The sequence below is a fragment of the Chitinophaga sp. S165 genome (assembly GCF_003182155.1).
Classification (GTDB): domain Bacteria; phylum Bacteroidota; class Bacteroidia; order Chitinophagales; family Chitinophagaceae; genus Chitinophaga.
Genome location: NZ_QGTG01000011.1, coordinates 1 through 25,581 on the forward strand (window position 1 = coordinate 1; position 25,581 = coordinate 25,581).

The 25,581-nt window shown below is 46.8% G+C and carries 7 protein-coding genes; all 7 read left to right on the forward strand.

Annotated features, from left to right (window positions below; translation table 11 throughout):
* Positions 1-5,982, forward strand: a 5,982-nt coding sequence (locus tag C7475_RS28765) for a non-ribosomal peptide synthetase (protein ID WP_146217688.1), incomplete at its 5' end; no start/stop codon positions are given.
* A 22-nt stretch (positions 5,983-6,004) separates the two neighbouring features.
* Positions 6,005-11,335 carry a non-ribosomal peptide synthetase gene (locus C7475_RS28770; protein ID WP_110056893.1) on the forward strand — a complete coding sequence of 1,777 codons (5,331 nt, stop codon included), beginning with the start codon at positions 6,005-6,007 and terminating at the stop codon, positions 11,333-11,335.
* A 59-nt stretch (positions 11,336-11,394) separates the two neighbouring features.
* The gene (sbnA, locus tag C7475_RS28775; RefSeq protein WP_199236309.1) at positions 11,395-12,366 is read left to right on the forward strand and encodes a 2,3-diaminopropionate biosynthesis protein SbnA; all 972 of its coding nucleotides are present in this window, start codon (positions 11,395-11,397) and stop codon (positions 12,364-12,366) included.
* The gene (locus C7475_RS28780; protein WP_110056894.1) at positions 12,354-13,319 is read left to right on the forward strand and encodes a 2,3-diaminopropionate biosynthesis protein SbnB; all 966 of its coding nucleotides are present in this window, start codon (positions 12,354-12,356) and stop codon (positions 13,317-13,319) included. The genes sbnA and C7475_RS28780 overlap by 13 nt, the downstream gene beginning before the upstream one ends.
* A 24-nt stretch (positions 13,320-13,343) precedes the next feature.
* Positions 13,344-19,031 (forward strand): non-ribosomal peptide synthetase, encoded by a 5,688-nt coding sequence (locus C7475_RS28785; RefSeq protein ID WP_110056895.1) that lies wholly within the window; start codon positions 13,344-13,346, stop codon positions 19,029-19,031.
* A gap of 3 nt (positions 19,032-19,034) precedes the next feature.
* Entirely contained in the window at positions 19,035-23,825 is a 4,791-nt protein-coding gene (locus C7475_RS28790; RefSeq protein WP_110056896.1) for a non-ribosomal peptide synthetase, read from the forward strand.
* Between the two features lie 11 nt (positions 23,826-23,836).
* On the forward strand, positions 23,837-25,579 hold the full coding sequence (locus C7475_RS28795) for a radical SAM protein (RefSeq protein WP_110056897.1): 1,743 nt from the start codon (positions 23,837-23,839) through the stop codon (positions 25,577-25,579).
* Positions 25,580-25,581: the final 2 nt, after the last annotated feature.

Here is a 25,581-nt window from a genome sequence, read left to right on the forward strand (position 1 = left end):
GCCATCAGCAAAGAGGCTGTTACTGAGGTGCCGGACGGCCCGCAGTCTTCCGACCTTGCTTATGTGATCTATACCTCGGGATCGACCGGCCGTCCCAAAGGTGTGCTGGTAGAACATCAGCAGGTGTTGAATCGCTTATGCTGGGCGCAACGCCATCTCGGATTGAACGAACAAGACATTCAGTTGCATAAAACCACCTTCTGTTTTGACGTATCAGTAGGTGAGCTGTTTTCCCCCTTACTCGCCGGAGCAAAAATGGTAATTGCAGGCCCTGAAGATCAGAAAGACCCTGAAAAGATCAGGGCACTCATAGAAAGACATCAGGTAACCTGTGTTCACTTTGTTCCTTCTATGCTGGATACTTTCCTGTTGTCCATTCCTAAAGGCGCCTGCAGCTCCTTAAAGCATGTGGTATGCAGCGGAGAGGCGCTCAAAGTGGGGCATCTTGCCCAATACCGTGAAAAGCTTGCACATGCGGCTCTTTATAACCTGTACGGCCCTACAGAGGCTGCGATAGATGTTACCTGCTGGGATGGTAATACACCGGATCTGCCCGCGAACGTGCCCATAGGTAAACCGATCGATAATACGCCGATCTATATCGTGGACAGTGAGTACCGGCTGGTACCTGTTGGTATTACCGGACAGTTGTGTATTGGCGGAATTCAGGTAGCCCGCGGATACCTGAACAGACCAGAACTGACGGCAGAGAAATTCAGATGGATCTCAATAGATGACCAGGCCCCTGTCAGGGTATACTGCACAGGTGACCTGGCAAGCTGGCTGCCAGATGGGAACATCGCTTACCTGGGCCGCAAAGATGACCAGGTGAAGATAAGAGGATATAGGATCGAGCTCGAAGAGATCGAAAATGCAGTAAGATCATTGCCAGGAATAAAGCAGGTTGCAGTAGTGGTAAAGAAAGATCAGCAGGACAATAGTCTGCTGATAGGATATGTCGTGATGGATGGAGGACTGCAGGCACAATGGTTGTCGGCAGAACTGAAGAAGCGTCTGCCTGACTATATGCTGCCCGCTGCATGGATAGAGTTAGATGCAATACCCGTTACGGCTAATGGTAAGCTGGATAAAAAAGCATTGCCGGAGGCGCAGTTGGGCAATGCCGACAGGTACGAGGCTGCCGGAGATATTACAGAACATCAGCTGCTTAAAACCTGGCAGGAATTGCTGCTGCCCGCGCGCATAGGCGTGCGCGATAATTTCTTTGAACTGGGTGGTAACAGCCTTAACCTGACTATACTGAAAAATCGTATCAGGCAGGTGCATGGTGTAGATATCAGTTTGAAAACACTCTTTTCGCTTACCGATATTGCTTCACAAGCCAGTTATATAAGAAATGCAAAGTTATCCGGTGGATATCAGGATCTTCCACTAGCTCCAATTGCTGAAGATTATCCTTTGTCATCGGCACAGCAAAGGATCTGGGTCCTTTGTCAGGCAAACCCGGAGATCACTACAGCCTATAATATGCATGCGTCCTACCAGATCAAAGGTATTCCTGATCTGGACCTGCTTGAAAAAGCGTTCTCGCTGCTGATCGCAAGGCATGAGATATTGCGTACAAACTTTGTAGAAACACCTGCCGGCGTTCGTCAGGTAATAAGAGAACCGGAAGCAGCGGACTTCAGACTGGAATATGAGGATCTGCATACGGTTATGGACTGGCAGGAACTGCACCGACAGGTCACAGCGCGTATTACAAGGCCAATGGACCTTGAAAACGAATGCCTGGTAAAGGCAGCAATATGGCGTACCGGTGAAGAGGAATACTTTTTTGTTTTCCAGACACATCACATCATTAGTGATGGCTGGTCCCTGCAATTAATAGTCAGGGAACTGTTCTACTACTATCAACGTCTTGCCGGCGGTGCAACCCCCGTTCCGGCTTCGCTACCCGTGCAGTATAAGGACTATGCATGCTGGCAGATCAGCCGTATCGGAGATAATCATCTGAAGAGTGCGGAAGCTTACTGGCGTGACCTGTTTGCAGATGGAATCCCCGTCCTTCAGTTGCAATGCACGTTCGCCCGGCCATCTAAAAATTCTTTCAAAGGGAAGGTCTGCAGGACGGAGTTAAATAAAGAGGTTGCCCGGAAATTACAGCTGTTGTGCAAGGAAGAGGAAGTCACTCTTTTTATGTTGATGCTGGCAGCATTGAAAACTGTATTGTATAAATACACAGGCCAGGAAGATCTGATTGTAGGTACGCCCGTTGCCGGGCGTGTACATCCGGCGCTCGAAGAACAACTTGGCTTCTACGCCAATACATTGCCGCTGCGCACAACGTTCAACGGAGAAGAGGACTTCCATACGCTGTTGCAAATCATTAAAACAAATGCCCTACAGGCTTTCGAATACCAGGAGTATCCTTTCAATGAACTGGTGAATAACCTGCTGAATGCGCCTGATGCCTCCCGCGCTTCCCTGTTTGATGTAATGCTTGTTTATGGTGATGATCCGTACGTACAGGACCAGCTGCAGCTGAATGGACTGTCAGTATCTCCTTACCGTTCAGATCTTGACAATGGTACGAGCAAATTTGATCTCTCCATGATTGTGCAAACAAGGCAGGAGGAGATCGCACTTGCACTGGAATATAATACAGGCCTCTTTGATGAAGCTTTCGCCTCCCGGATGCTGGCACATGTGTTGCATATCCTGGAACAGGTATCAGTAAGTACAATAATCCCCTTATCACGTCTTACCTGTTGTACGCCCGAAGAAGAGGCCTGGCTGGCTATGCAGAACGATACAACCGGTGACTACGGTCCGGCTTCCGGAACGGTGATGCACCTGTTTCATGCACAGGCGCTCCGCTCTTCAGCTGATATTGCGCTTACCGACGAAAAAGATGTATATACCTATCAACAGCTGAAAGATGTAGTGAATGCTTATAGCCGCTATCTTAATCAGCAACATGGAGTGGGACGGGGGACGGTGGTCGCAGTGATGTTGCCGCGTTCCTGTTGGTCTGCAATAACGGTATTAAGCATTATGGACCTGGGAGCTGTTTATGTGCCGTTAGATGCATCATTACCTGCTGCCAGACTCGAATACATGCTTTCCGATTCCCATGCGGATGTGCTCATTACTACAGAAGAACTTTTGCCGGCTACTGCAGCTGTAACTGTTTCGCTGGTAGCTGATTTTGATAGCAGCAAATGGACAGGTGAACGTTTGCCGGATATGATAGAGAACTCCGCAGCATCTTATATTATCTATACTTCAGGTACCACCGGCGTTCCGAAGGGAGTAAAACAAACATATCTCACGTTATACAATTTGATCAGTTGGGATCTTGCTTATGGAAGCATAAACGGATATGCAAGGCATCTCCAGTATGCTTCAACGGGATTTGATATGGCACTGCATGACTTGTTTGCCACACTTTGTTCCGGTGGTGCATTATATGTGCTGGCAGAAGATCAGCGCCGTGAGATCCCTTCCCTGGTCAATTATATTTTACAGCATGGTATTACCAGTATTTCAATGACCTATTCAGCCCTGCAAACACTCTTTACCGACTACAGCCGCAGCCGTTTCAACGGGCATCAGCTGCGGCAGGTAATCGCTGCTGGGGAACAGCTGTATGTGACGGGCGGGCTACGCTCTTTTTTACAGGATCATAAGGAAGTGATATTGTATAATTACTATGGGCCAACAGAAACACATGTAATTACCGCAACAAAGTATTCCTTTTCACAGGGAGACATGCCCGTAAAAGCGTCTATAGGCCGTCCTATCTGGAATAGCAGTGCATACATCCTGAATAAAGACGGACAATTGTCTGCTCCGGGCATAGAAGGTGAGATCTATCTCGGTGGATGGAACCTGGCCATCGGATACCAGGGAAATCAAATGCTGACAGATCAGAAGTTTGTGCCAGATATGTTCTCACCGGGCAAGCGCTTGTATAAGACAGGCGACAGAGGACGATGGCTGCCTGATGGTAATATTGAATATCTCGGAAGAACGGACGACCAGGTTAAAATACGCGGCTATCGTGTAGAGCCGGACGAAATAACCCGGGTGCTCTGCAGTTACGAAGGAGTGTCAGAAGCGCTGGCTGTTGTGCACATCGCAGAAGAAGCGATGATCATCGCATACGTGGTAGCCGAAGATGGTGCGTCCCTTACAGCTGATGATGTGGGAGCTTTTTCCGCAACCCGTTTGCCGCATTATATGCAGCCGTCTGCATATGTCTTCCTGGAACATTTTCCGCTTAATGCCAATGGCAAGATCAATAAATCGTTACTGCCCCTGCCGGATCTGAAACATATGCTGCTGAATACTGCCTATACCGCTCCGGCCAGTGGAATTGAAGAACAGTTGATAACACTCTGGCAGGAAGTACTGGGAAAAGAAGGAATAGGAACTGCACATAACTTTTTTGAGTCCGGCGGACAAAGCCTTAAAGCAGCTTTGTTGTCAGTAAAGATAAATAAGGCCTTTAACTGTTTTATTAAAGTAAGTGATCTTTACCGTCATCCGACAATAAGTGAGCAGGCGATCGTGATCAGCCAGACACAGGGAACCCGGCTGCCGCAGATAACACCGCTGAAAGACGCTGGCAGATACCAGGTTTCCGCCAGCCAGGAAATGATCCTTACTTTCAATGAATTTAATCCTGCTGCTACCGCCGTATATAATATCCCCCTGTCATGCACCGTTAATACAGCGCTTGATGTAGACCGCCTGCGGCAGGCATTGTTATATATAGTAGAACGCCATGAGTCTCTCAGGACCTATTTTGGGAAGGAGAACGGTAAATATTTTCAGGCTGTTGAGATTAGTCCGTGGGTGGCGCTTCCGTTGGAAGATCTTGCCTCGCTTCCCGAGGCAGAGCAACAGCAATACATAACAGCTGCCCAGGACCAGGAACGCTATCAACCTTTCGATATAGGAACATATCCGTTATATCGCTTCAGGCTGATAAGAACAGCTTCTGAGAAGTTTGTATTGATGGCCACCTTCCATCATATCATATTTGATGCGTGGTCAGCGCAGGTCCTGCTGAAGGAACTGGCTGAGATCTATACTGCCTTTAGTGAGAAACGCCAGCCGCTATTACCTGCTTTAAATATACATTACAAAGACTATGCACATTGGCATGGAAAGATGCTTGAAGAAGGCCGCTTCGCATCGAATGCCGGTTTTTGGATGAATAAGCTGCGCAACGCCAGTTTCCCCATGAAGTTGCCGGTCGACTTTAACCATCATACAGACTATACTGGTGCGATAATGAAAATGATAGTCCCTGCAGCACAATTGTCTGCTATGGATACATATTGTCGCCAAGAAAAGATCAGCTCATTCGTATACCTGCTAAGCTGCATTTCACTGGCTTTAAGTAACTGGGCAGATACTGACCAGATAATGGTCGGACTACCTGTAGCTGGCCGCTTTCATGAAGAACTGTCCAATCAGATCGGGTTCTACGTGAATATGCTGCCGCTTTACCTTGATATCAGCGATATACAGGATTTTAAAACGCTGTCGGGAAAAGTGGAAAACGGCTTGCTGGCAGCGATCGATAATCAGATGGTGCCTTTCACGCATATCATGCAACAGTTTTTAACTGAAACCAGAAACGCTGATCATATTTTCAATGTTGTTGTTAATATGGGTAATATCGATGTGCGCACCTCCGGGCTGGCCGATGAACAGGAGATCAGGCAATTGTTCAGGATCAGCCGGGCAAATGACGATACCCGGATTTTCTATACGAAAAACCAGTTGACGATCACCCTTTACCTGATTGATGGTGATCTCCATGTTTACTTCTCCTATCTCAGCAAACTATTTAAAGAGGAAACAATACAAATATTACATCACCGCTTCCGGAGTATATGGCAAAAACTCGTCCCAGGCAAAACAATGCTGTTGGAAGAACTGAAAACGGATCCGTTGGTGGTAAAGGAAGACTATGGAGATTGGGTATTTGATTTCGATAACTACTAATAAAGATGATTAAAATATTTTTATGATAGAATCGGCAATAACACAAAAAGTAGCGGAAGATTACTGGATAAAGCACCTGAACGGAGTTAGCTATAGTCAGTTATATACCTATATGGTCGCTTCACCTGTTTTCGCAGATGCTGTCGGAGAATACGCCGAAATACCTCTTGCACTTTCCGGAACAATGCTGAACAGTCTGAAAGGCATTACAAAGGGCGACCGGAAAAGTATATTCGCACTCCTCATAACGGCTTTAGCTATCTTACATAGCAGGTATACAGGTGCTTCAGATATATTGTTGAACAGCCCCGATCTCCCGGCTGACAACGCAGCTTCAGCGGAGAAGAAATTATTCTATAGGATCAATATACCGCCAGATTGCACAACGCGTGGATTGCTTAATGTAGTAAAGCAAAACCTGCTGGATACTTTTGAGCACAGAGATTATAACCCCGGATCGCTCCTGGAACGTTTCAGAAATAATAACACAGGAAATGAAAAAGCATTATCGCAGTTAGGGATCTACCTGGAATCACTGCATATGCAACCGGCCTATGACAATAATAACGAGATCGATTTTATATTCGACCTGGAGGACACAAGTTTTATCCGCTTCAAAAAGAAATTATTCGACGAGAAACTGATCCTGCAATACGCGGGACACTTTCTCCGGATACTGTCGGATATATTTACCGGCAATAATGCCATAGGTGAAGTGGAGCTGCTGGACGAAGAACAGCAGCATATGTTGTTGCATACATTCAATAATAACAAGCGCCCCTTACCTCCGGACACTGATGTGATCAGTCTTCTTGAACGTATATGTTTAACATACCCTGACGGCATCGCTGTTCAGACACTTGAAAGGAAGCTGACCTTCGGTGAACTGAAGCAATATTCAGATAACCTCGCGGCGCATTTGAAGCAGCAGTTTCACCTGGAAAAGGAACAGGTGGTTGGGCTTATGTTCGATCGTAACGAATGGGCAATCATAGCGATGGTAGGGATATTGAAGGCCGGCGGTGTATATTTTCCTCTGGACCCAAAATATCCGGACGATCGCTTACAGTATATGATCGGCGATAGCGGTTGTCAGCTCGTGCTTACGGAAAAGAAGTATATAGATACACTTGAGGTGAATGCCATGCTCGATATCAGTTCCATTTGCTCGCATGCGGCTGCAAGCAGACAAGAGACCTGGATAGCAGTGCCCTTCCAACTGGCTTACGTAATTTATACTTCCGGTTCTACAGGAAGACCCAAAGGAACACTCATTCAGCATAGCAGCCTCCTGAACCACATTGCGTGGTTCAACCGGCAATTTTCAGTGAATAGGAATGACAGCACGCTCCTCGTTACTTCATATAGCTTTGATGGTTCTGTGACATACATCTGGTCCTGCCTTACTACAGGGGCCACATTGCATATGTTACCGGACGATAAGATCATTGATCCGTCATACCTGTTACGATATATACAAAGTGAAGGTGTGACCTTCCTCAAGCTCGTCCCTTCCTTTTTTGCTTTGTTGATTAATAATTCCCTGTTTGAAGAAGCCGATGTAATGAAATCAATACGGTTCATCAAACAGGGCGGAGAGGCCATCAATGTAGCACATGTGAAAAAGTATATGCGCCGTTATCCTCAAACGCTGTTGGCAAATCACTATGGAGCAACAGAGGCGACCATTGGTTCTACTGTTCACCTGATCACGCCGGATAGCATACAGGACTTTGAACGCGTACCTGTTATCGGTAAGCCATTCGATAATTGCAAGGTCTATATATTGGGCAAGCGGCAGGAACTATTGCCGCCTGGTGTTATTGGCGAAATCTATGTTGGAGGAGCAGGTGTGGGCCGCGGTTATTTGAACCGGCCAGCATTGACGGCCGAGAAGTTCGTTGAATTGTCATACGCAAATGGAGAACGTGTATATCGTACTGGCGATATGGGCTGCTGGACTCCCGACGGAACAATATTGTTTAAAGGCAGAGAAGATTTCCAGGTAAAAATAAAAGGATACAGGATAGAACTTCCCGAAATAGAAATAGCATTGCAGCAATACGACGCAGTCGAACAAGCTGTGGTCCTGCCTGGTGAAGACAACCAGTCGCTGACAGGGTATATTTGCGGAAGCCCGGAAATAAAGCTGACAGCATTAAGGGCCTTTCTGCTTACCAGATTGCCTGAATTTATGATACCCGCCACTTTTGTGCTCGTAGACCACATCCCCATGACTTTAAACAGAAAGGCGGACAGGTCGGCATTAGCGCTCATCAAAGGCCGGCGGCTGGAGGCTTCAGATGCATATGTTGCACCCGAAACAAGAGCAGAATTGACACTGGTGACTGCCCTCGAAAGCATTTTCAGGAACAGGCCTATCGGGATTGAAGATCATTTCTTTTCACTGGGAGGAGACTCTATCAAAGCCATCCTGTTAGTTTCAAGAGTAAAACAGGCGGGGTACACACTCGGTATACCCGACATTCTGAACTTTCCTGTCGTAAAGGAAATGGCTGCCAGAATGGTGAAAAGCGATGTAAGTTATAGCCAGGAAGCTATTACCGGTAGTGTGCCGCTTGGACCCGCCCAGATTGCTTTTCTGGAAAGTAATATTGCTGACAGGAATGCCTTTCATCAATCAGTAATATTGTTCAATAAAGGTGGTTTTGATGAAGCAGTTATAAGAGAATCGCTTTCCGTATTGTGGACACACCATGATGCATTGCGAATGAAGTATAGCCTGGGAACAAATGGCTGGGAGCAGATCTGTGAAGAGACCACTGCGAAATTCGGTTGGGAGGTAGGAGAACTAAAGAGTGAGGCGCATTGGGAAAGGATAGTGACGGACCATCATCGGAAGCTGATAGGCGCACTGACTATCAACGGGCCGCTTTTGCAGGCAGCACTATTGCATTGCCCTGACGGAGACCGCCTGCTGCTGGTTATACATCACCTTGTTGTGGACGGTGTTTCCTGGCGTATTATGCTGGAAGATCTGTCATCGTTTTACCAGCAGGGAATACAGGGACAAGTGCCTCAGGCACCAAAAAAGACGGCGTCTATTAAGCGCTGGCAGGAAAACCTGATCGCTTATGCGCATAGTGAACAACTGATGGAAGAAGCTCCCTACTGGGATAAAGTATTGTCTGCCGGTGTATCACCTTTACCGGTAGATATGCAATACACGGCCAGTGAAGTGGAAAAAGACACAGTGGGAAATTTTACCCTGGATGAAGAGCATACAGCTAAATTAACTTCGGGAATACATACGGCCTATAAAACGAATGTCAATGATGTTTTACTGACAGCTTTGGCAATAACCGTTAAAGAAATATTCGACCGTACACAGTTTATGATCTTGCTGGAAGGCCATGGCAGGGAAGATGTCGGTGAACCACTTGACGTAAGCAGAACTGTGGGATGGTTTACTGCCAAATACCCGGTATTGTTGGATTTGGGCAGAGCCATTTTTCCCGAAGAGCAATTAGTGGCTGTAAAAGAAACCCTGCATAATATTCCCCTTAAGGGATTGGGATATGGTGTGTTGCGTTACCTGAACAGATCTGCACTTAATACTAGCCAGAGGGATACTTTCAAACCTGCGGTTGTATTCAACTATCTAGGCGATTTTGATGCTACTTCGACAACTGGTATGCCAGCATTATTCACCATTACCAATGATCTGCTGGATAAACAGGTGATGAATACGGGAGATGAACAGGCTCCACTGCGTGTGTCCGCTATTATTGTCCGCAATTGTTTACAGCTTTCTGTTTCCTATTCAAGCAGAATGTATCAGCCTGCTACCATTAACAGGCTTTTAAGCCGGTATAAGGCGCACCTCATGCTGCTTATCGAAAGCTTGTCCGGCATTCAGCATAACATCCTTACCCCGTCCGACCTCTCATTTAAGGGAATGTCGGTGCAGCAATTGAATAGCCTGAATAAGGATGGACAGGTAGAAGATATTTATCCGCTTACTCCCTTGCAGCAGGGACTCTATTTCTTCTGGTTGATGGACCCGTCTTCGTACTTGCAACAGATGGTCTATTCCATACAAGGTGCACTTGACCTTTCATTGCTTGAGAAGTGTTATAATGCCCTGTTGCAGCGTCACGACGTATTACGTGTTTCTAATGCATACCTGGATTCAGATCATGTTGTACAGATAGTGAAACATCATAGGCATGTACCTTTAACATACATTGACATGTCTGTTGAGGACATCGGGCAGGAGGAGCTGCCCCAATCCCTCGAACAGTATAAGCGGGATACACGCCGGCAGGGGATAGACCTGCATCAGGATAATCTGTTTGCGCTTACCGTTATAAAATACAGTGATAAACTTCACGGCCTCGTCTGGCGTTGGCATCACATCATCTGTGATGGCTGGTCAATGTCAATTATCATGGCGGAATTTATCCGCATGTACGCAACATGGTCGGCAGGACGGCAACCTGCGCTGACTGCAGGATATGCCTATGGTCAATACATTAAATGGTTGCAGCAGGTTAATAAGGAAAATACCCTGATATACTGGCGGAAATATCTCGAAGACTATAATAGCCCCGCAATCCTTCCGCTTTTAGACACGCGTTCAGAAAGTGATTACCGGTTCCGGGAAATGTATCTGTGGCTGAAAAATGAGAAAGCAGATAAAGTACGGGAATTCTGTAAGCAGAAGTCAGTTACAGAAAATACGTTCTTTACAGCGCTTTGGGCCATCCTGCTGGCAAAATATAATAACAGCAACGATGTCGTTTTTGGAACAGTGGTATCAGGAAGGCCGCCGGAAGTACAGGGTATTGAACACATGGTAGGCCTGTTCATTAACACTATACCCGTTCGGGTACGGCTGAATCTGCAAGGTACTGTAACCGACCTGATGTCGCAGATCCGGGAGGACGCACTTGCAAGTGCCGGTCACCATTATGTACAGTTGGCTGATATTCAGTCCTGCAGCATATTGAATAAATCGCTATTAAATCACATCCTCATTTTCGAAAACTATCCGGTGGATGAAGAACAACGGAAAAGTGTAAACGATATGGAGGTAAATGCAGGCTTATCCATTCGTGCAGTGAATGAAACGAGGCAAAATCAGACCAACTATCCGTTCAATATCGTTATCAGATCTGATATGTCCGGTATAGAAGTGGCCTTTACTTTCAACGAACTTGTACTTGCAGAAGAAATAGTGAAGCAGATAATGAGCGACTTGGAGAACTTAACGGAACAAGTGTTGCTTTTACCAGAAAATAAACTTTTAAATTTTCAGTTTAATTTATATTTTAAGAACGCATTTGCCAACGAGTTGATTGCAGGAGACGATTTGGAAGAATCGTTCTAAATTTAACCCGAACCCAGACACAGAATATTTACATCCACGATTGAAACAGTACCTCTATTATGAGTATGTTTGATAAACTCGAAAAGATCAAGTACCTGATTGGGAATACTCCTGTTCATACTGTTGAAGTAATGAACATCACATTAGGTATTAAACTTGAATATTTTAACCTGTTTGGCAGTATAAAAGACAGGCCTGCATTCAATATCATCTATGAAGCCGTGAAAAGCGGCCGTATAGGTCAGGACACCACCATTATAGAGTCCAGCTCCGGAAACTTTGCTATAGCGCTCGCAAATATCTGCCATTATCTGGGACTGAAATTCATTCCCGTAGTAGATCCCAATATCAATAAAGACTATCTGCAGTTGTTAAAGGTATTATGTAGTGAAGTGATAATGGTGACGGATAGAGATGCTACAGGCGGATACCTTTTAACCCGCATCAGAATGGTAGAGTCCCTTTGTTCAAAACATCCCGATTCATTCTGGACCAATCAGTATAATAACCCGCATAACTACCTGTGTTATTACGATAGTCTCGGACGGGAGTTGTTGAACCAGCTAGAGGGGCTTACCCATGTATTTATTGCCGTAAGCACAGGAGGAACGCTGGCCGGTCTTTCGAAACGCATTAAAGAAGAAAAACCGTCTGTAGAAATAGTTGCAGTAGATATTGAAGGGTCTGTGATCTTTAATCAGCCGCCTAAAAGCCGGTACATATCAGGTCTTGGCTCAAGCATGGTGCCCCCTTTACTTTCACATGCCCAATACGATAAAGTCTTGCACGTAACACACGAAGAGATCATAGACGGATGCAGGGCGCTGTATAATGATACGCACATTTTCGCAGGAGGTTCTTCCGGTGCTGTATACCAGGGCATACGTCAGTATTTCTCGACTCATGCCTCTTCGCATGAATGTGTAGTCGCGATGTGTTGCCCTGACAGGGGGAATGCCTACATGGATACACTTTACAATAATGAATGGTGCAATAAATTCAAAAAAACGGAACAATTATGTTGTATTTGAATGAACAGGATGTCCTGCAAATAGGTGTAGAATGGCCGGCTGTTGTATCGGTGATCCGCAATGCCTGTGAGACAATGGGTACTGAAGATTTTGCACAACCGGTTAAACCATACCTGCGGTACAGGAATAAAAAGAACCGCATCATAGCAATGCCAGCCTTTCTGGGTGGCAATACCGAACTGGCAGGTATTAAATGGATCGCAAGCTTTCCAGGCAATATTGAGAACGGCATAAAACGCGCTCACTCCGTTACAATACTCAATGATGCCGCTACAGGTGTACCCGTTGGTATCATCAATACACCAATAATAAGTGGCATACGGACTGCAGGCGTTTCCGGCCTGATGATCGATCTGTGGGCAAGGTACAATGACAAAACCGGATTGAAGATCGGCCTGACCGGCCTGGGACCGATTGGCAGGTTGCATATCGATATGTTATTTAACCTGCTGGGGGATCGTATTGAAGCAGTCAGGGTGTACGACATCCGTTCATACGATAAAGAAACAATTGCGCCTGAATGGTCAGACCGTATTGAGTTTTGTAGCAGCTGGGAAGATGCTTTCGTTGATGCAGATATCTTCGTTACATGTACAGTATCTGATAAACCTTATATAAATATACCTCCACGTAAAGGATCGCTGCACCTCAATGTTTCACTGAGGGATTACGATGCCTCCTGGGTCACACATGCAGATGTGATCATCGTAGATGACTGGGAAGAAGTATGCCGGGAGAAGACAGATATAGAAATGATGCACCTGGAATATGGTTTGCAGAAGGAACAGGTCTATAACATAGTGCAGGTCGTGGCCGATGATGGAATGGAAACGCTCAGCCGTGGGAAAACGGTCATGTTCAATCCTATGGGAATGTCAGTGTTCGACATCGCAGTAGGGGGATACTTCCTCAATAGGGCTGAGAGAACAGCTGTTGGTGTTGCCCTGAAATAAGAACCCAAATCTTAAAAAGTAGTGATGAAAGAGTCAATCTCAAATAGAATGGTACTCGGACATTGGGAGAACCTTTCCTTCAGTGGCCTCTTTACAGATATTATTACCCCGTTCAGACGGTTTACAGCAGTTGATAACAGTACTGGTGAAAAGACGGTCACAATACCGCTTCCTGCGGAACTGGTAGCCGGAATAGCCCGTCTGTGTAACTCATCAGATCTGTTGATTTATAATTTCTATACCAGCGCTCTTGGCCTGCTGTTATCCAGGTATTGCCAGCGGAACGCGTTGTTAATGATCACGCCATCGTTATGTAAAACCAGTCTGTCTGCAGATCACTATCAATATGTACAGTTCAACGCAGAGAAAGGAACCTCATTTAAAGCCCTCTTCACTAAAGGTAAGGAGCAGCTGCCTGCTGCAATGGACAATGCAGTTGAAGCTGCAACCCTTCGTGATTTTCCAGCCGGAATGAATATTACGGCAGAAGTGGGATGTGTGGTCAGCGACATTACAATGCCCTGGGGTTCATTCAAACCACCGGTCTCAATAGAGATCGTTTTAAAGGAAGCTCCGGCTGTCGTCGTGCGTTTTGATGCAGGACAGTTTTATGAAGACTTGCTTGAATTACTCCTGCTTAACTACCGGCGTCTGCTCGGATCGATCGTGGACAATCTTTATGCGCCGCTGGAAGATCTGGAGTTTCGCTCGGAGGAAGAGTGTAAACTGCAACAGAAGTTTAATATGCCTGTTCATACTTTTCCGACGCAAAAGCACATGGTGGCTGAGATTGAAGAATGTCTCGCCGCGATGCCTGAACATATTGCCATTGATTTTGAAGGTAAACGCGTATCCTACAGGGAACTGAATGCACGGGCGAACAAGATTGCGCATTTCCTGCTTAACGTTCATAAAGTTACCCGCCATGACGTGGTGGGCGTATGCATGGACCGCTCCGACGAAATGGCGGCCGTGATACTGGGAATATGGAAAGCAGGAGCGGCCTATGTGCCGGTCGATCCTGCCTACCCGGACCAGAGAAAAGAAGAGATCATCACCAACTCAAATGTAAAAACAGTATTTGAAAATAACCTGCCGGCGGAAATTGAAGACCAGCCTGACAATAATCCTGGTGTTGCTGTGCGGATGGAAGATCTCGCCTATGTAATATACACATCAGGTACGACCGGGAAACCGAAAGGGGTAATGATAACGCACTTCGGGATGCGTAATCATATCGGCGCTAAAATAGCAGACCTTCATATTGGTGAAGGTGCGCGTATCGCGCAGAATGCTCCGCATTGCTTCGATATATCAGTATGGCAGTTCTTCGCGGCATTGGTCCGCAAAGGAACCACCTGTGTGTATGGTAACGATGTGATCATGGAGCCGGGGGCATTCATGAAGAAGCTGAGTGCCGATGGTGTGAACGTACTGGAACTGGTACCCTCATACTTTGCCCTCATGCTGGACGCACTGGATGAACCGGAAGCTGATTTTGCCTTTCCTGACCTGCAATGCCTGTTGCTACAGGCCGAACCATTGTTGCCGTCTATGGTGAAACGCTGGTATCGGCATTTCCCGGAAATAGTGATCTATAATGCATACGGAATTACCGAAACCTCTGATGACATAGCTCATTACCGTGTATCACATCAGGAATCAACGTTGACGATACCGGTGGCACAGGGAATGATACAGCATGCCCATATATATCTTGTAGACGAAGATCTGAGACCTGTCCCGCTGGGTGCAAAAGGTGAGATCCTGGTGGCAGGGGACTGCGTGGGCAAAGGGTATCACAATAACCCGGAGGAAACGGCACAACGTTTTTTAAAGGGACCGATCGGGCGTGTTACCGATCAGGAAAAGATCTATCGCAGTGGAGATGTGGCGCGTTACCTGGCAGACGGACGGCTGGAATTCTTTGGCCGGAAAGACGCCCAGGTAAAGATAAGAGGCCAACGCGTGGAACCTGGAGAGATAGAGGTAGTGATGGCCGCCATTGAAGGAGTGGAGCATGCCGTGATATTGCCGGATCCAGGCAATCAGCGCCTGCTGGCTTATTATACAGGGGCGCAACTTGAAAGGGATGTACTGGAAACCGCGCTGCGCGCAAAACTGGCAGAGTATATGGTTCCCTCGGTATTTATCCGGGTAGAAAAATTTCCGCTTACACCCAATGGTAAAATAGACAGGAAAAAGCTGGCCGCAGAAGCCGTGGACATCAGCACCTCATTGCCGGAAGAAACAGGGGAAAGGGATGCGATCACTCTAAGGGTTACAGACATATGGAAAGAAGTACTGAAACGGCCTCATATAGGCTTAAATGAGGACTTTTTCCATGTGGGTGGCACTAGCCTGACCGTCATGAAAATGGCGGCTGTTTATAGCCGGGAATTCAATGTAAAATTACCTGTCAGTTTGCTGTTTGATCGCCGTACCATCAAAGCCCATGTCGAGGCCATCACCCATACCGGCTCAGAGAGTTGGGAAAGCATTGTAAAAGTACCGGTGCAGGAAAGTTATGAACTGTCAGATGCACAACGGAGATTGTGGATATTGAGCCGTTTTGGCGAAGGGAACGTTGCTTATAATGTACCGCTTAGTGTTGGCTTAAAAGGTACGCTTGATATTCCCGTATTCAGAAAGGCCGTCCGTTACATCATCCGGCGGCATGAAATACTGCGGACAGTCTTTCGTGAAGACGCTGCAGGCGTGCCTAAACAGCACGTGGTGGAAGATTGGGATACTGACCTCGAAATCTTTGATCTGCGGCAGGAACAGGATCTTGAAAAGAAAGCTGCTGCTTACAGGTCCCAGCTGCTGGGTCACTCCTTTGACATGGAGAATGGTCCCCTGTTTAAAATATGGTTGTTACGTCTGGGGGACGAACGTTTCCTCTGTTGCTTTAATATGCATCATATTATTTGTGACGGATGGTCCCTGGATATCCTGGCCAATGAGGTGTTGTCGGCTTATGCCGGCTTCCTGGAGGGAACAGCGCCGGATCTGCCGGAATTACTTTTCCAGTATAAAGACTATACGGCATGGCAGAATAAAATACTTAACGGCCCACAGTTAAACCGTCATCGCGACTATTGGTTGAACGCCCTTTCGGGCGACCTGCCGGTTCTGGACCTGCCTACCTGCCGTCCGCGACCAGCTGTTAAAACTTATAATGGTGGTAAGGTCCACTTTGAATTGCCTTCTGCAACGCTGCAGGCGCTGGAAGCATTCTGCCGTAACCAGAACAGCACACCGTATGTAGGCTTGTTATCTGTTATTTATGCCCTGCTGTCCCGTTATACCGGACAGAATGATATTATACTCGGAGGCCCCGTCGCCGGAAGAGAACATCCCGAATTGCATAACCAGGTCGGCTTCTATGTAAATACCCTTCCACTCCGTGTGCGGATAGATGGGAGCAGGAATTTTTATACGCTGTTTGCAGATGTCCGCAAAACGGTGGAACAGGCGTTGCAACACCAGGTATATCCATTTGATCTTTTAGTGGATGATCTGAAGCTTGAACGACAGACCAGCCGCTCGCCACTATTCGATGTAACTGTGGTACTGGAAGGTGCAACCGGTAAGAACACGCTTCAGGAGACCGGCAGCACGCTGGAACTGGGCTATCTGAAGGAAGAACAGCCACATGCCAAGTTCGATCTCAATATCATGTTCAATGATACAGGTGCTGGTATGCAGGTAGCTATTACCTTCAACAGTGATCTGTTCGAAAAACCTTTTGTTGAAAGGATGGCGGCGCATATGTTGCAACTGATGGAAAAAGTGCTGGCAGATAGTAACATCGCACTTGACAAGATCGACTACCTGACTCCCGCCGAACGTGCGCAATTGTTAGCCGTGCCTGTTCAAAGCGCATATGCATCGGTTAGCAATGTGATAACACACTTTGAAGAATATGTGCATACAAGTCCGGACGCTGTTGCCGTGGCCTTTGGTGAACAGCAACTGACCTACCGGGAGCTGAATGAAAGAGCGAACTATATCGCCCACGCATTACTGGAAAGGAAAACAGGTAACGATGCTTTTGTTGCTATTTACCTCGAAAGAGGAATAGCATACGTTTGCGCAATACTGGGCATCTTAAAAGCAGGAGCTGCTTATGTACCGCTCGATGTGAACTGGCCCATTGAAAGGACCAGGTATGTCCTGGAAGACAGTGGCGCCGGTATCATTATTAGCACTAACAATTGGCTGGAAGGGTTGACACAGGAGGAAATAAATAATTGCCTGGTACTTGATCATCACTTCTCTGACCTTCCGGATGCGTGGCGCTTTGGTCCGCGTATTGAACTGTCTGACGCGGATACCGCTTATGTTATCTACACATCAGGAACTACCGGCAATCCGAAAGGAGTATTGGTGTCGCATGGCAATCTTACTGCATTGTTGGATGCTGCACAGATCAAGTTTGATTTCGGACCACAGGACGTGTGGACATTATTCCATTCCTTCTGTTTTGACTTCTCGGTGTGGGAACTTTGGGGTCCCTTGTCGTCAGGTGGAAGGGTAGTGGTCATTCCGGAAGCATTAGCCAGGGATACAATACAGTTTGCCGAATTATTGGCGGCTGAAGGAGTGACGGTGCTCAATCAAACGCCTTCCGCATTTTATGCGCTCACAGAAGTACTCAAAAACGATGGAGGCATTTCATTGCCGCAGATGCGCTATCTCATTTTCGGTGGTGAAGCCCTGCATCCCGGACGTTTGCAATGGTGGAAAGAAAATTATCCTGCTGTTCGTAATATCAATATGTATGGTATCACAGAGACGACCGTACATGTTACCTTCAAAGATATAGGAGAAGCCGAGATCAGGAATAACACCAGCGCCATTGGGCGCCCGCTTCCGCAATGGAGCTGTTATATTCTTGATCAACATCAGCTGCCTGTGCCTGTGGGCATCTCCGGAGAACTCTATGTAGGTGGTCCCGCTGTAGCTAAAGGCTATCATAACAGGAAGGAGCTCACTGCACAACGTTTCGTCGAACTGTCCGCCATACCTGGCGCCCGCCTTTACCGGTCAGGCGATAAAGTAAAACTTCGTGAAGATGGCGAACTGGAATTTATCTCAAGGCTGGATAATCAGGTAAAGGTCCGTGGGTATCGCATTGAATTGGGAGAAATAGAAAACACGCTGCTGAAGTCAGGATCTTTCACCGATGTAAAAGTGAGGGCCGTCAACATCGGAGAGGAGGTAGAACTGGCTGCTTACTATACAGCCAATACACCTGTAGAAGTGGCGGCCTGCCGGACCTATCTGCGTAAGTCGCTGCCGCACTACATGGTGCCGGCCTATTTTGTCAGGTTGGACAAAATGCCCGTTACATCTAACGGTAAGCTGGATGAAAAAGCACTTGCCAGGATAGAGCCCGGAGAAAGGATGGCGATGACAACCTTCGTGCCTCCTTCCAATGAAACAGAGATCAAACTCGCAGGCATCTGGAAAAATATCCTCAACATAGAAAATGTCGGCATCCACGATAACTTCTTTGAGATTGGTGGCCATAGCCTGAAAGCTACTATGCTGCTGGCAGAGATCCATAAGACGTTCAATATCAAACTTAAGCTGGAAGATATTTTCAGTGATCCGACCATCGCCGGTCTTTCTACCCTTATTCAACATATAGAAGGTTTATTATCACCCGGCGCAGTAAATGGCAGGCGTAAAATAATCATTTAGGTTATGGAGAATATTTCGGCATTATTGGCCCTACTCAGACAAAGCGGAGTGACACTGGGACTGCAAGGTGAAAACCTGGAGATAGAAGTGCCAGAAGAAGGTATATCCGATTCATTACTGCATACATTATCAGCCTCCAAAAAAGAGCTGGTGGCTTATCTGCGCTTAATGAAGGACAAAGCGCAGGAGTACACCGGTATTGCACCCGCTCCGCCGGCGTTATCATACCCCTTATCGTCCTCACAATACAGGGTATGGCTTACAACAGAACTGGAAGGCAGCACTGCCGCTTATAATATCCCCTTCATCGTTGAACTGCACGGTAAATTAGAACCTGCATTGTTATTACAGGCTATCTGTAATGTAACAGAACGGCACGAGATCCTCAGAACGGTTTTCCGCAAAGACGATGCCGGTGAGATCCGCCAATGGATACTTGAAAATAGTACCCTGCAACCGGTGTACTCAGACCTGCGCGCTGTCAGCAACAAGCAGGATGTAAAAGAACAGCTCCTTTCACGATGGGGAAGCAAAATATTTGACCTGGAAAATGGCCCTTTACTCGACGTTATACTGCTTCAGCCGGAAGACACGCTGTTTATAATGGCGTTAAATATCCATCATATCATCTGCGATGGATGGTCTGTAGAGGTATTGATCAGGGATATAGTTAAGCAGTACCGCCATCTGCAGGGTGCTCCGGACACTGATTCAGGAGCACTCAGCTTGCAATACAAAGACTACGCCGTATGGCAGCAGGAACAGTTGAAGAATGGTAGCTTCAATAACCACAGCGACTACTGGCGCGAAAAATTAAGCGGGCCATTGCCCGTTCTTGACCTTACGGTAGCAGGAACACGCCCCGCCGTAAAAACATACAACGGTGACACGATGCTGTTTTCTTTCAGCCCGGCCGCTTCTGAAAACATCATGAAATGGGCCCACCAGAAGAATGGTCTGCTCCTGATGCCTTTGCTCGCAGCTGTAAAGGCTGTGTTGTACCGGTACTCCGGCCAGAATGATATCATCGTAGGTACACCTGTAGCGGGAAGGAACCATGCTGCACTGTATGATCAGATAGGATTCTACGTAAATACGCTGCCTTTGCGTACGGTGATAAATGGCGCCGCTTCATTCAGCCACATGTTCGGAGCTGTAAGAACGACCCTCCTTGAGGCAATGGAGCATCAGGAATATCCGCTGGACCTGATGATCAATGATCTGGAAATTAAAAGGGATACCAGCAGAGCCGCCCTGTTCGATGTATTGGTTGGTTTGCAAAATATTGCAACCGAAACCTTGCAGGCTGGCCCTGGCGATGTAAGTATCAAACAGGTCCCGCTGCTGCATAACAAAACCAAATTTGATATGACGGTGATGTTCCGGGAAACCGGCAATCAGATCACTTTTTATATCGACTATAATACTGACATCTATACCGCAAGCACAATTGCCCGCCTGGGAGAGCACATTATCACTTTCCTTGAGAATGCTATCAGTGATGAAGAGGTCCCGGTAGAAAAGATAAATTATCTCTCAGATGCTGAACGTGATCACCTTGTCCGGAAGGTGAACAATACCACCCGCAACTATCCCCGCCACGAAACCATCGTTTCCCTCTTTGAAGAGCAGGTGAAAAAGTTTTCAGATCGTATTGCTGTAGTATGTGGACAACGGCAGGTAACCTATCGGGAACTTGACGATCTGTCCTCACAGCTGGCGCATTGTCTGAGGAACGAATATCTTGTACAGGAAGGAGATTTTGTGGGAATTATGATAGACCGGAATGAGTGGCTGATGATATCCATCCTTGCAATATTAAAGACCGGAGCGGCATTCGTTCCTTTCGATTCCAGCGTACCGGAAGAAAGGAATAAGCTTGCAAGAGAGGACAGCGGTTGTAAGGTTGTGATAGACCAGCAACTGGCTGATAGATTTTTAGACAACCTGTCAAGATATGCTGCAACGCCGGTATCCGTGAAACAGACATCAGATGCGGCTGCCTATCTGATCTATACATCCGGAACAACAGGTAAGCCGAAAGGTGTTATTACCAGTCATGCCAATATCATTAATTATCATTACTGGTTTATCAATGCATTCGGTATTACTCATACAGACAGCTCAATTCTGCTATCCAGCTATGTTTTCAGCGGAGTGTATACCAGCGTATACTGTACTATACTAAGCGGAGGTACGCTCCATATAGTGCCCAGGATGTTTATGCAGAATACACCGGAACTTAGCCGTTATATAGCTGAACAAGGCATTACCTTCCTGAAGATCACGCCTTCTCATCTCGATATGCTGATCCATCTTGGCGATTTCCTGGAGCTCGTGAACGACCGGCTACGGCTGCTTGTAATAGGAGGGGACAGGATAAAGACGGCCGATCTGCAGCTGTTTAATGAAAGACGTCCGCACACAAGGCTCGTATACCATTACGGTGCTTCTGAAACAACAATGGGATCACTCTTTCACGAGATTACTGACGCCAATATAGAGGAGTTTTGCCGGCAGCCACGATTAGGAAAACCTATCGATAACGCAGGTGTGTTCATAGTGGATAATAACAGGCAACTGGTACCGCAGGGTGTCGTTGGTCAGATCTGTGTCACAGGTGCAGGGCTGTCTCAAGGCTACCTTCATAACCGCGAACTGACAGACGAAATGTTTTTCTACCCGGATTTTAATCCTGGTGCCAGGGCTTATGCAACAGGTGACATGGGCAAGCTGCTGGAAGATGATACCGTGGCATTTATGGGAAGAAGTGACAGTCAGGTAAAAGTAAGGGGCCACCGTATAGAGCTGGCAGAAATTGAGCGCGTATTGCTGAATTACGAAGGAGTTAACAGTGCGAAGGTGCTGCCTTATGATGCAGGCAATGGTGAGACAGAACTGGCTGCATACGTCATATCTCCTGCAAGGCTACGTGTAACCTTACTCAGGGAACATCTGAAAAAGCATGTGCCTGAATATATGGTCCCTTCAAGGTTCTCCCAGTTGGAGGCATTCCCGACCGGCGTCACAGGTAAGATAGATACAAAAGCCTTTCCGGCTCCATCTGCATATCCAATGGATAGCGATCTTGGCCTTGCAACTCCCAGGAATGAAACAGAAGCCGTGCTGCTCGGAATTTGGAAAAACGTGCTTGGCAGAAATGAGATCGGTATTGCTGATAACTTCTTCGAGTTGGGAGGGCACAGCCTTAATTTTGCGATCCTCAACAACAGATACGCCAGTGAGTTGCAGGTCAGGTTATCCATGAGAGAAACGTTCACAAACGCTACCATTGCAGCACATGCGAAACTGGTTGACCATGCAGCGAAAGATCTGTTCGAGTCTGTTGCTCCCGCCCCGGTGCTCGCAGATTATCCTCTTTCCAACGCACAGCAAAGATTATGGATGATCTGTCAGTTCCATTCGGCCGGCACCGCATTCAATATTCCCGTTGCGTGTGTCTTCAAAGGCAATCTGAACCTGCCCGCATTTGAACAAAGCCTGCATGCTATAATTGAAAGACATGAAGTGTTACGCACCACATTCAGAATGAATAAGGAAGGTGAGGTGAGGCAGGCGATCCTTTCAGGTCCTGAATTTGACTTCAGGCTTGAATACCACGACCTGTCCAACATCCCGCACAATGCAGCTATACTGAAGGAAAAGGTCCAAAAGGAAAGAACGCATCTTTTTCGCATAGATGCCGCCCCGCTTCTTAGAGCCGCCCTGTTCAAAACTGCGGCCAGCGAGTTCGTTTTTTCAATTGTGATCCATCATATCATCTGCGACAGATGGTCAATGAATATCCTGATAAAAGAACTGATGTTCCTATATAGGCATATTGATAGCGGTACGCCGTATCAGTTGCCCGCACTAAAGATCCAATATAAAGACTATGCTGTCTGGCAACGTCGTTTGCTGGAAAATCACATGCTGGAAAGTAGCCGCGACTACTGGCGTCGTCAGCTCTCCGGCGACTTGCCCGGATTGAACCTCCGTTCTCAGCTGGAACGTCCTGCCTTGATGTCTTATAATGGTGCTACGGTAAGAACGGTAATAAGAGAAGAACAGTATGCAGGTTTTCTGCATCTCCTGCATCAGCAGCATGGCACGCTCTTTACCGGCCTTACTTCAATTACCGCAATGGTATTACATCACTTTTCCGGACAACAGCACCTGCTGATAGGAGCACCGTTTGCAGGCAGGTCACATGCCGATCTGGAAGACCAGGTAGGATTCTATGTGAATATGCTTCCGCTTTCTATCAGGCTCGCCCAGGAGGACACTTTTATTACCCTGCATCAAAAAGTAAAAACAGTGGCGCTGGAGGCTAATCAACATCAGATCTATCCGTTGGATGAACTGGTAGACCAGCTGGGCATACAGCGGGATACAAGCAGGGGAGCGCTTTTTGACGTCGTAGTGTCACTGCTTGATAACCAGCTGCCGGTAGATCAGCGGGAAAAAGGCTTCGGCGATCTGCATGTTACAAACTATACGGATGTAAGTGTAAATAAAAGCCGCTTCGACCTCCTGTTCAATTTTGAAGCAGCAGCAGGCGTCTTGCACATGGACATCAATTACAATACCGATCTGTTTACCGAAGGATTTATAAATGACCTTATTGATACGTTCTCTGCCCTCATGCGAACGGTGATAGCACATCCCCTTGCAGGCGTGAACGAGGTCATCTTCCTGAAAGATCTTTTACCTGCCGGAAGCCAGGACGGGCTGCAGAAAACAGTCACAGCTGCTTCCTCTTTTATTAACGATCTCAGTGAATTTAATTTTTAAAGTCACCTCCCATGAATACAATAGAAACCCTGAAGGACATACGTGAAAACGGCGGACAAGGCCGGATGTTATTGTTGTTATTACCCTTTTGGGATCCATTAGTACCCCCATTAGGGCTTGCTTCCCTGAAAAGTTACCTGCAACGACATGGCAACTATGCAGTAAGCGCCTATGATGCCAATATTGAAGGTGACTTCACTGATATTTATGACCGCTACTTCGGCGCCCTTGCCGATTTTGTGCCGGAGAAGAAACGGAAGCTCCTGTTTAATATGGGGCATGAAGTGCTAAAGAATCATACGATGGCCTTCATCAACCGCACAACCGAACCCGATGAAGTATACTTCGGCCTGATAAGTGAAATAGTTTACAAAACCTTCTACACACAATTGTCGCAGGAACAGCTGCAACATATGGAGGAGATTATAAAATTATTCATTGGCCGTATCGAGCGGTACGTGATGAACTATGTTGAAGAACTGAAGCCGCACGTATTCGGCTTATCAGTATACAGCGGTTCTTTACCAGCATCCCTGTACGCGTTCCGGTTCGTGAAACAACACTATCCGCATATCTTCACCGTTATGGGAGGCGCTGTATTCAGTAATGAACTGAAACCCGGATCGCCGAATTATCACAGGGTATTGAACGAAACGCCCTATATAGATAAGATCGTGGAAGGAGAGGGCGAGATTCTGCTGTTACAGTTGTTAAATGGCGAATTGCCTGACGATAGGAAATTTTATACGAAGAAAGATATTAAGAATGTCAGTGTAGACCTGAACGCCGTACCGGTACCTGACTTCTCGGATATTAACATGGATGCTTATCTCACAGTATCCAGTTCTACCGGAAGGAGCTGTCCCTTTGAATGTAGCTTCTGCTCGGAAACTATTTTCTGGGGAAGATATACTAAACGTGCGCCCGCTACTATCATCGGTGAAATACAACGTTTGCACCGGCAGTATAATAAGCAGCTGATCTTTATGTGCGACTCCATTCTGAACCCTGTAATGGACCCGCTGACAGACGCTTTGCTCGAAATTGACGACCCTATTTATTTTGACGGCTATTTCAGGATCGATAAGAAATCACAGGACCTGAAAAACACAATAAAATGGAGAAGGGGAGGATACTATCGTGCCCGTATGGGAGTGGAAAGTGGCTCAGAGGCAATGTTGAAAATGATGCACAAGGACATTACCGTTAAGCAGATCAAACAGGCGGTAATAAACCTGGCCACAGCAGGTATCAAGACCACTACAATGTTTGTTGTCGGCCACCCGGGAGAAACAGAAGAGCAGTTCCAGGAAACGCTGAAGCTCATAGAAGAGCTGCAGGACTTCATATATGAGGCGGATTGTAACCCTTTCCAGTTTTACTATTCCGGTCAGGTCGACTCCGCCGCCTGGGAAGCACAGTTTAAAAAAGAGTCATTGTACAACGAAAAATACGATGACCTGATCTTCAGTAAAACATGGACGCTCGACGTATATCCCGTGCGTGAGATCGCCTATGAAAGAGCTAACCGGTTTGTGGAATTCGTGGAAAAATTAGGTATCTATAATCCCTACAAACTGGAGGATATCAGAAAAGCAGATGAAAGATGGGCGGCCCTGCACAAGAATGCAGTTCCCTCTATGCTCGAGATCCAGCATGGTAAAATTCCGCTGTCCGAAAAAAGAAGTATCGCCGAATACAAGATGGCCGATACCAGTGATCTGAACCTTAACCTTGACGAATGGAATTTCTAACG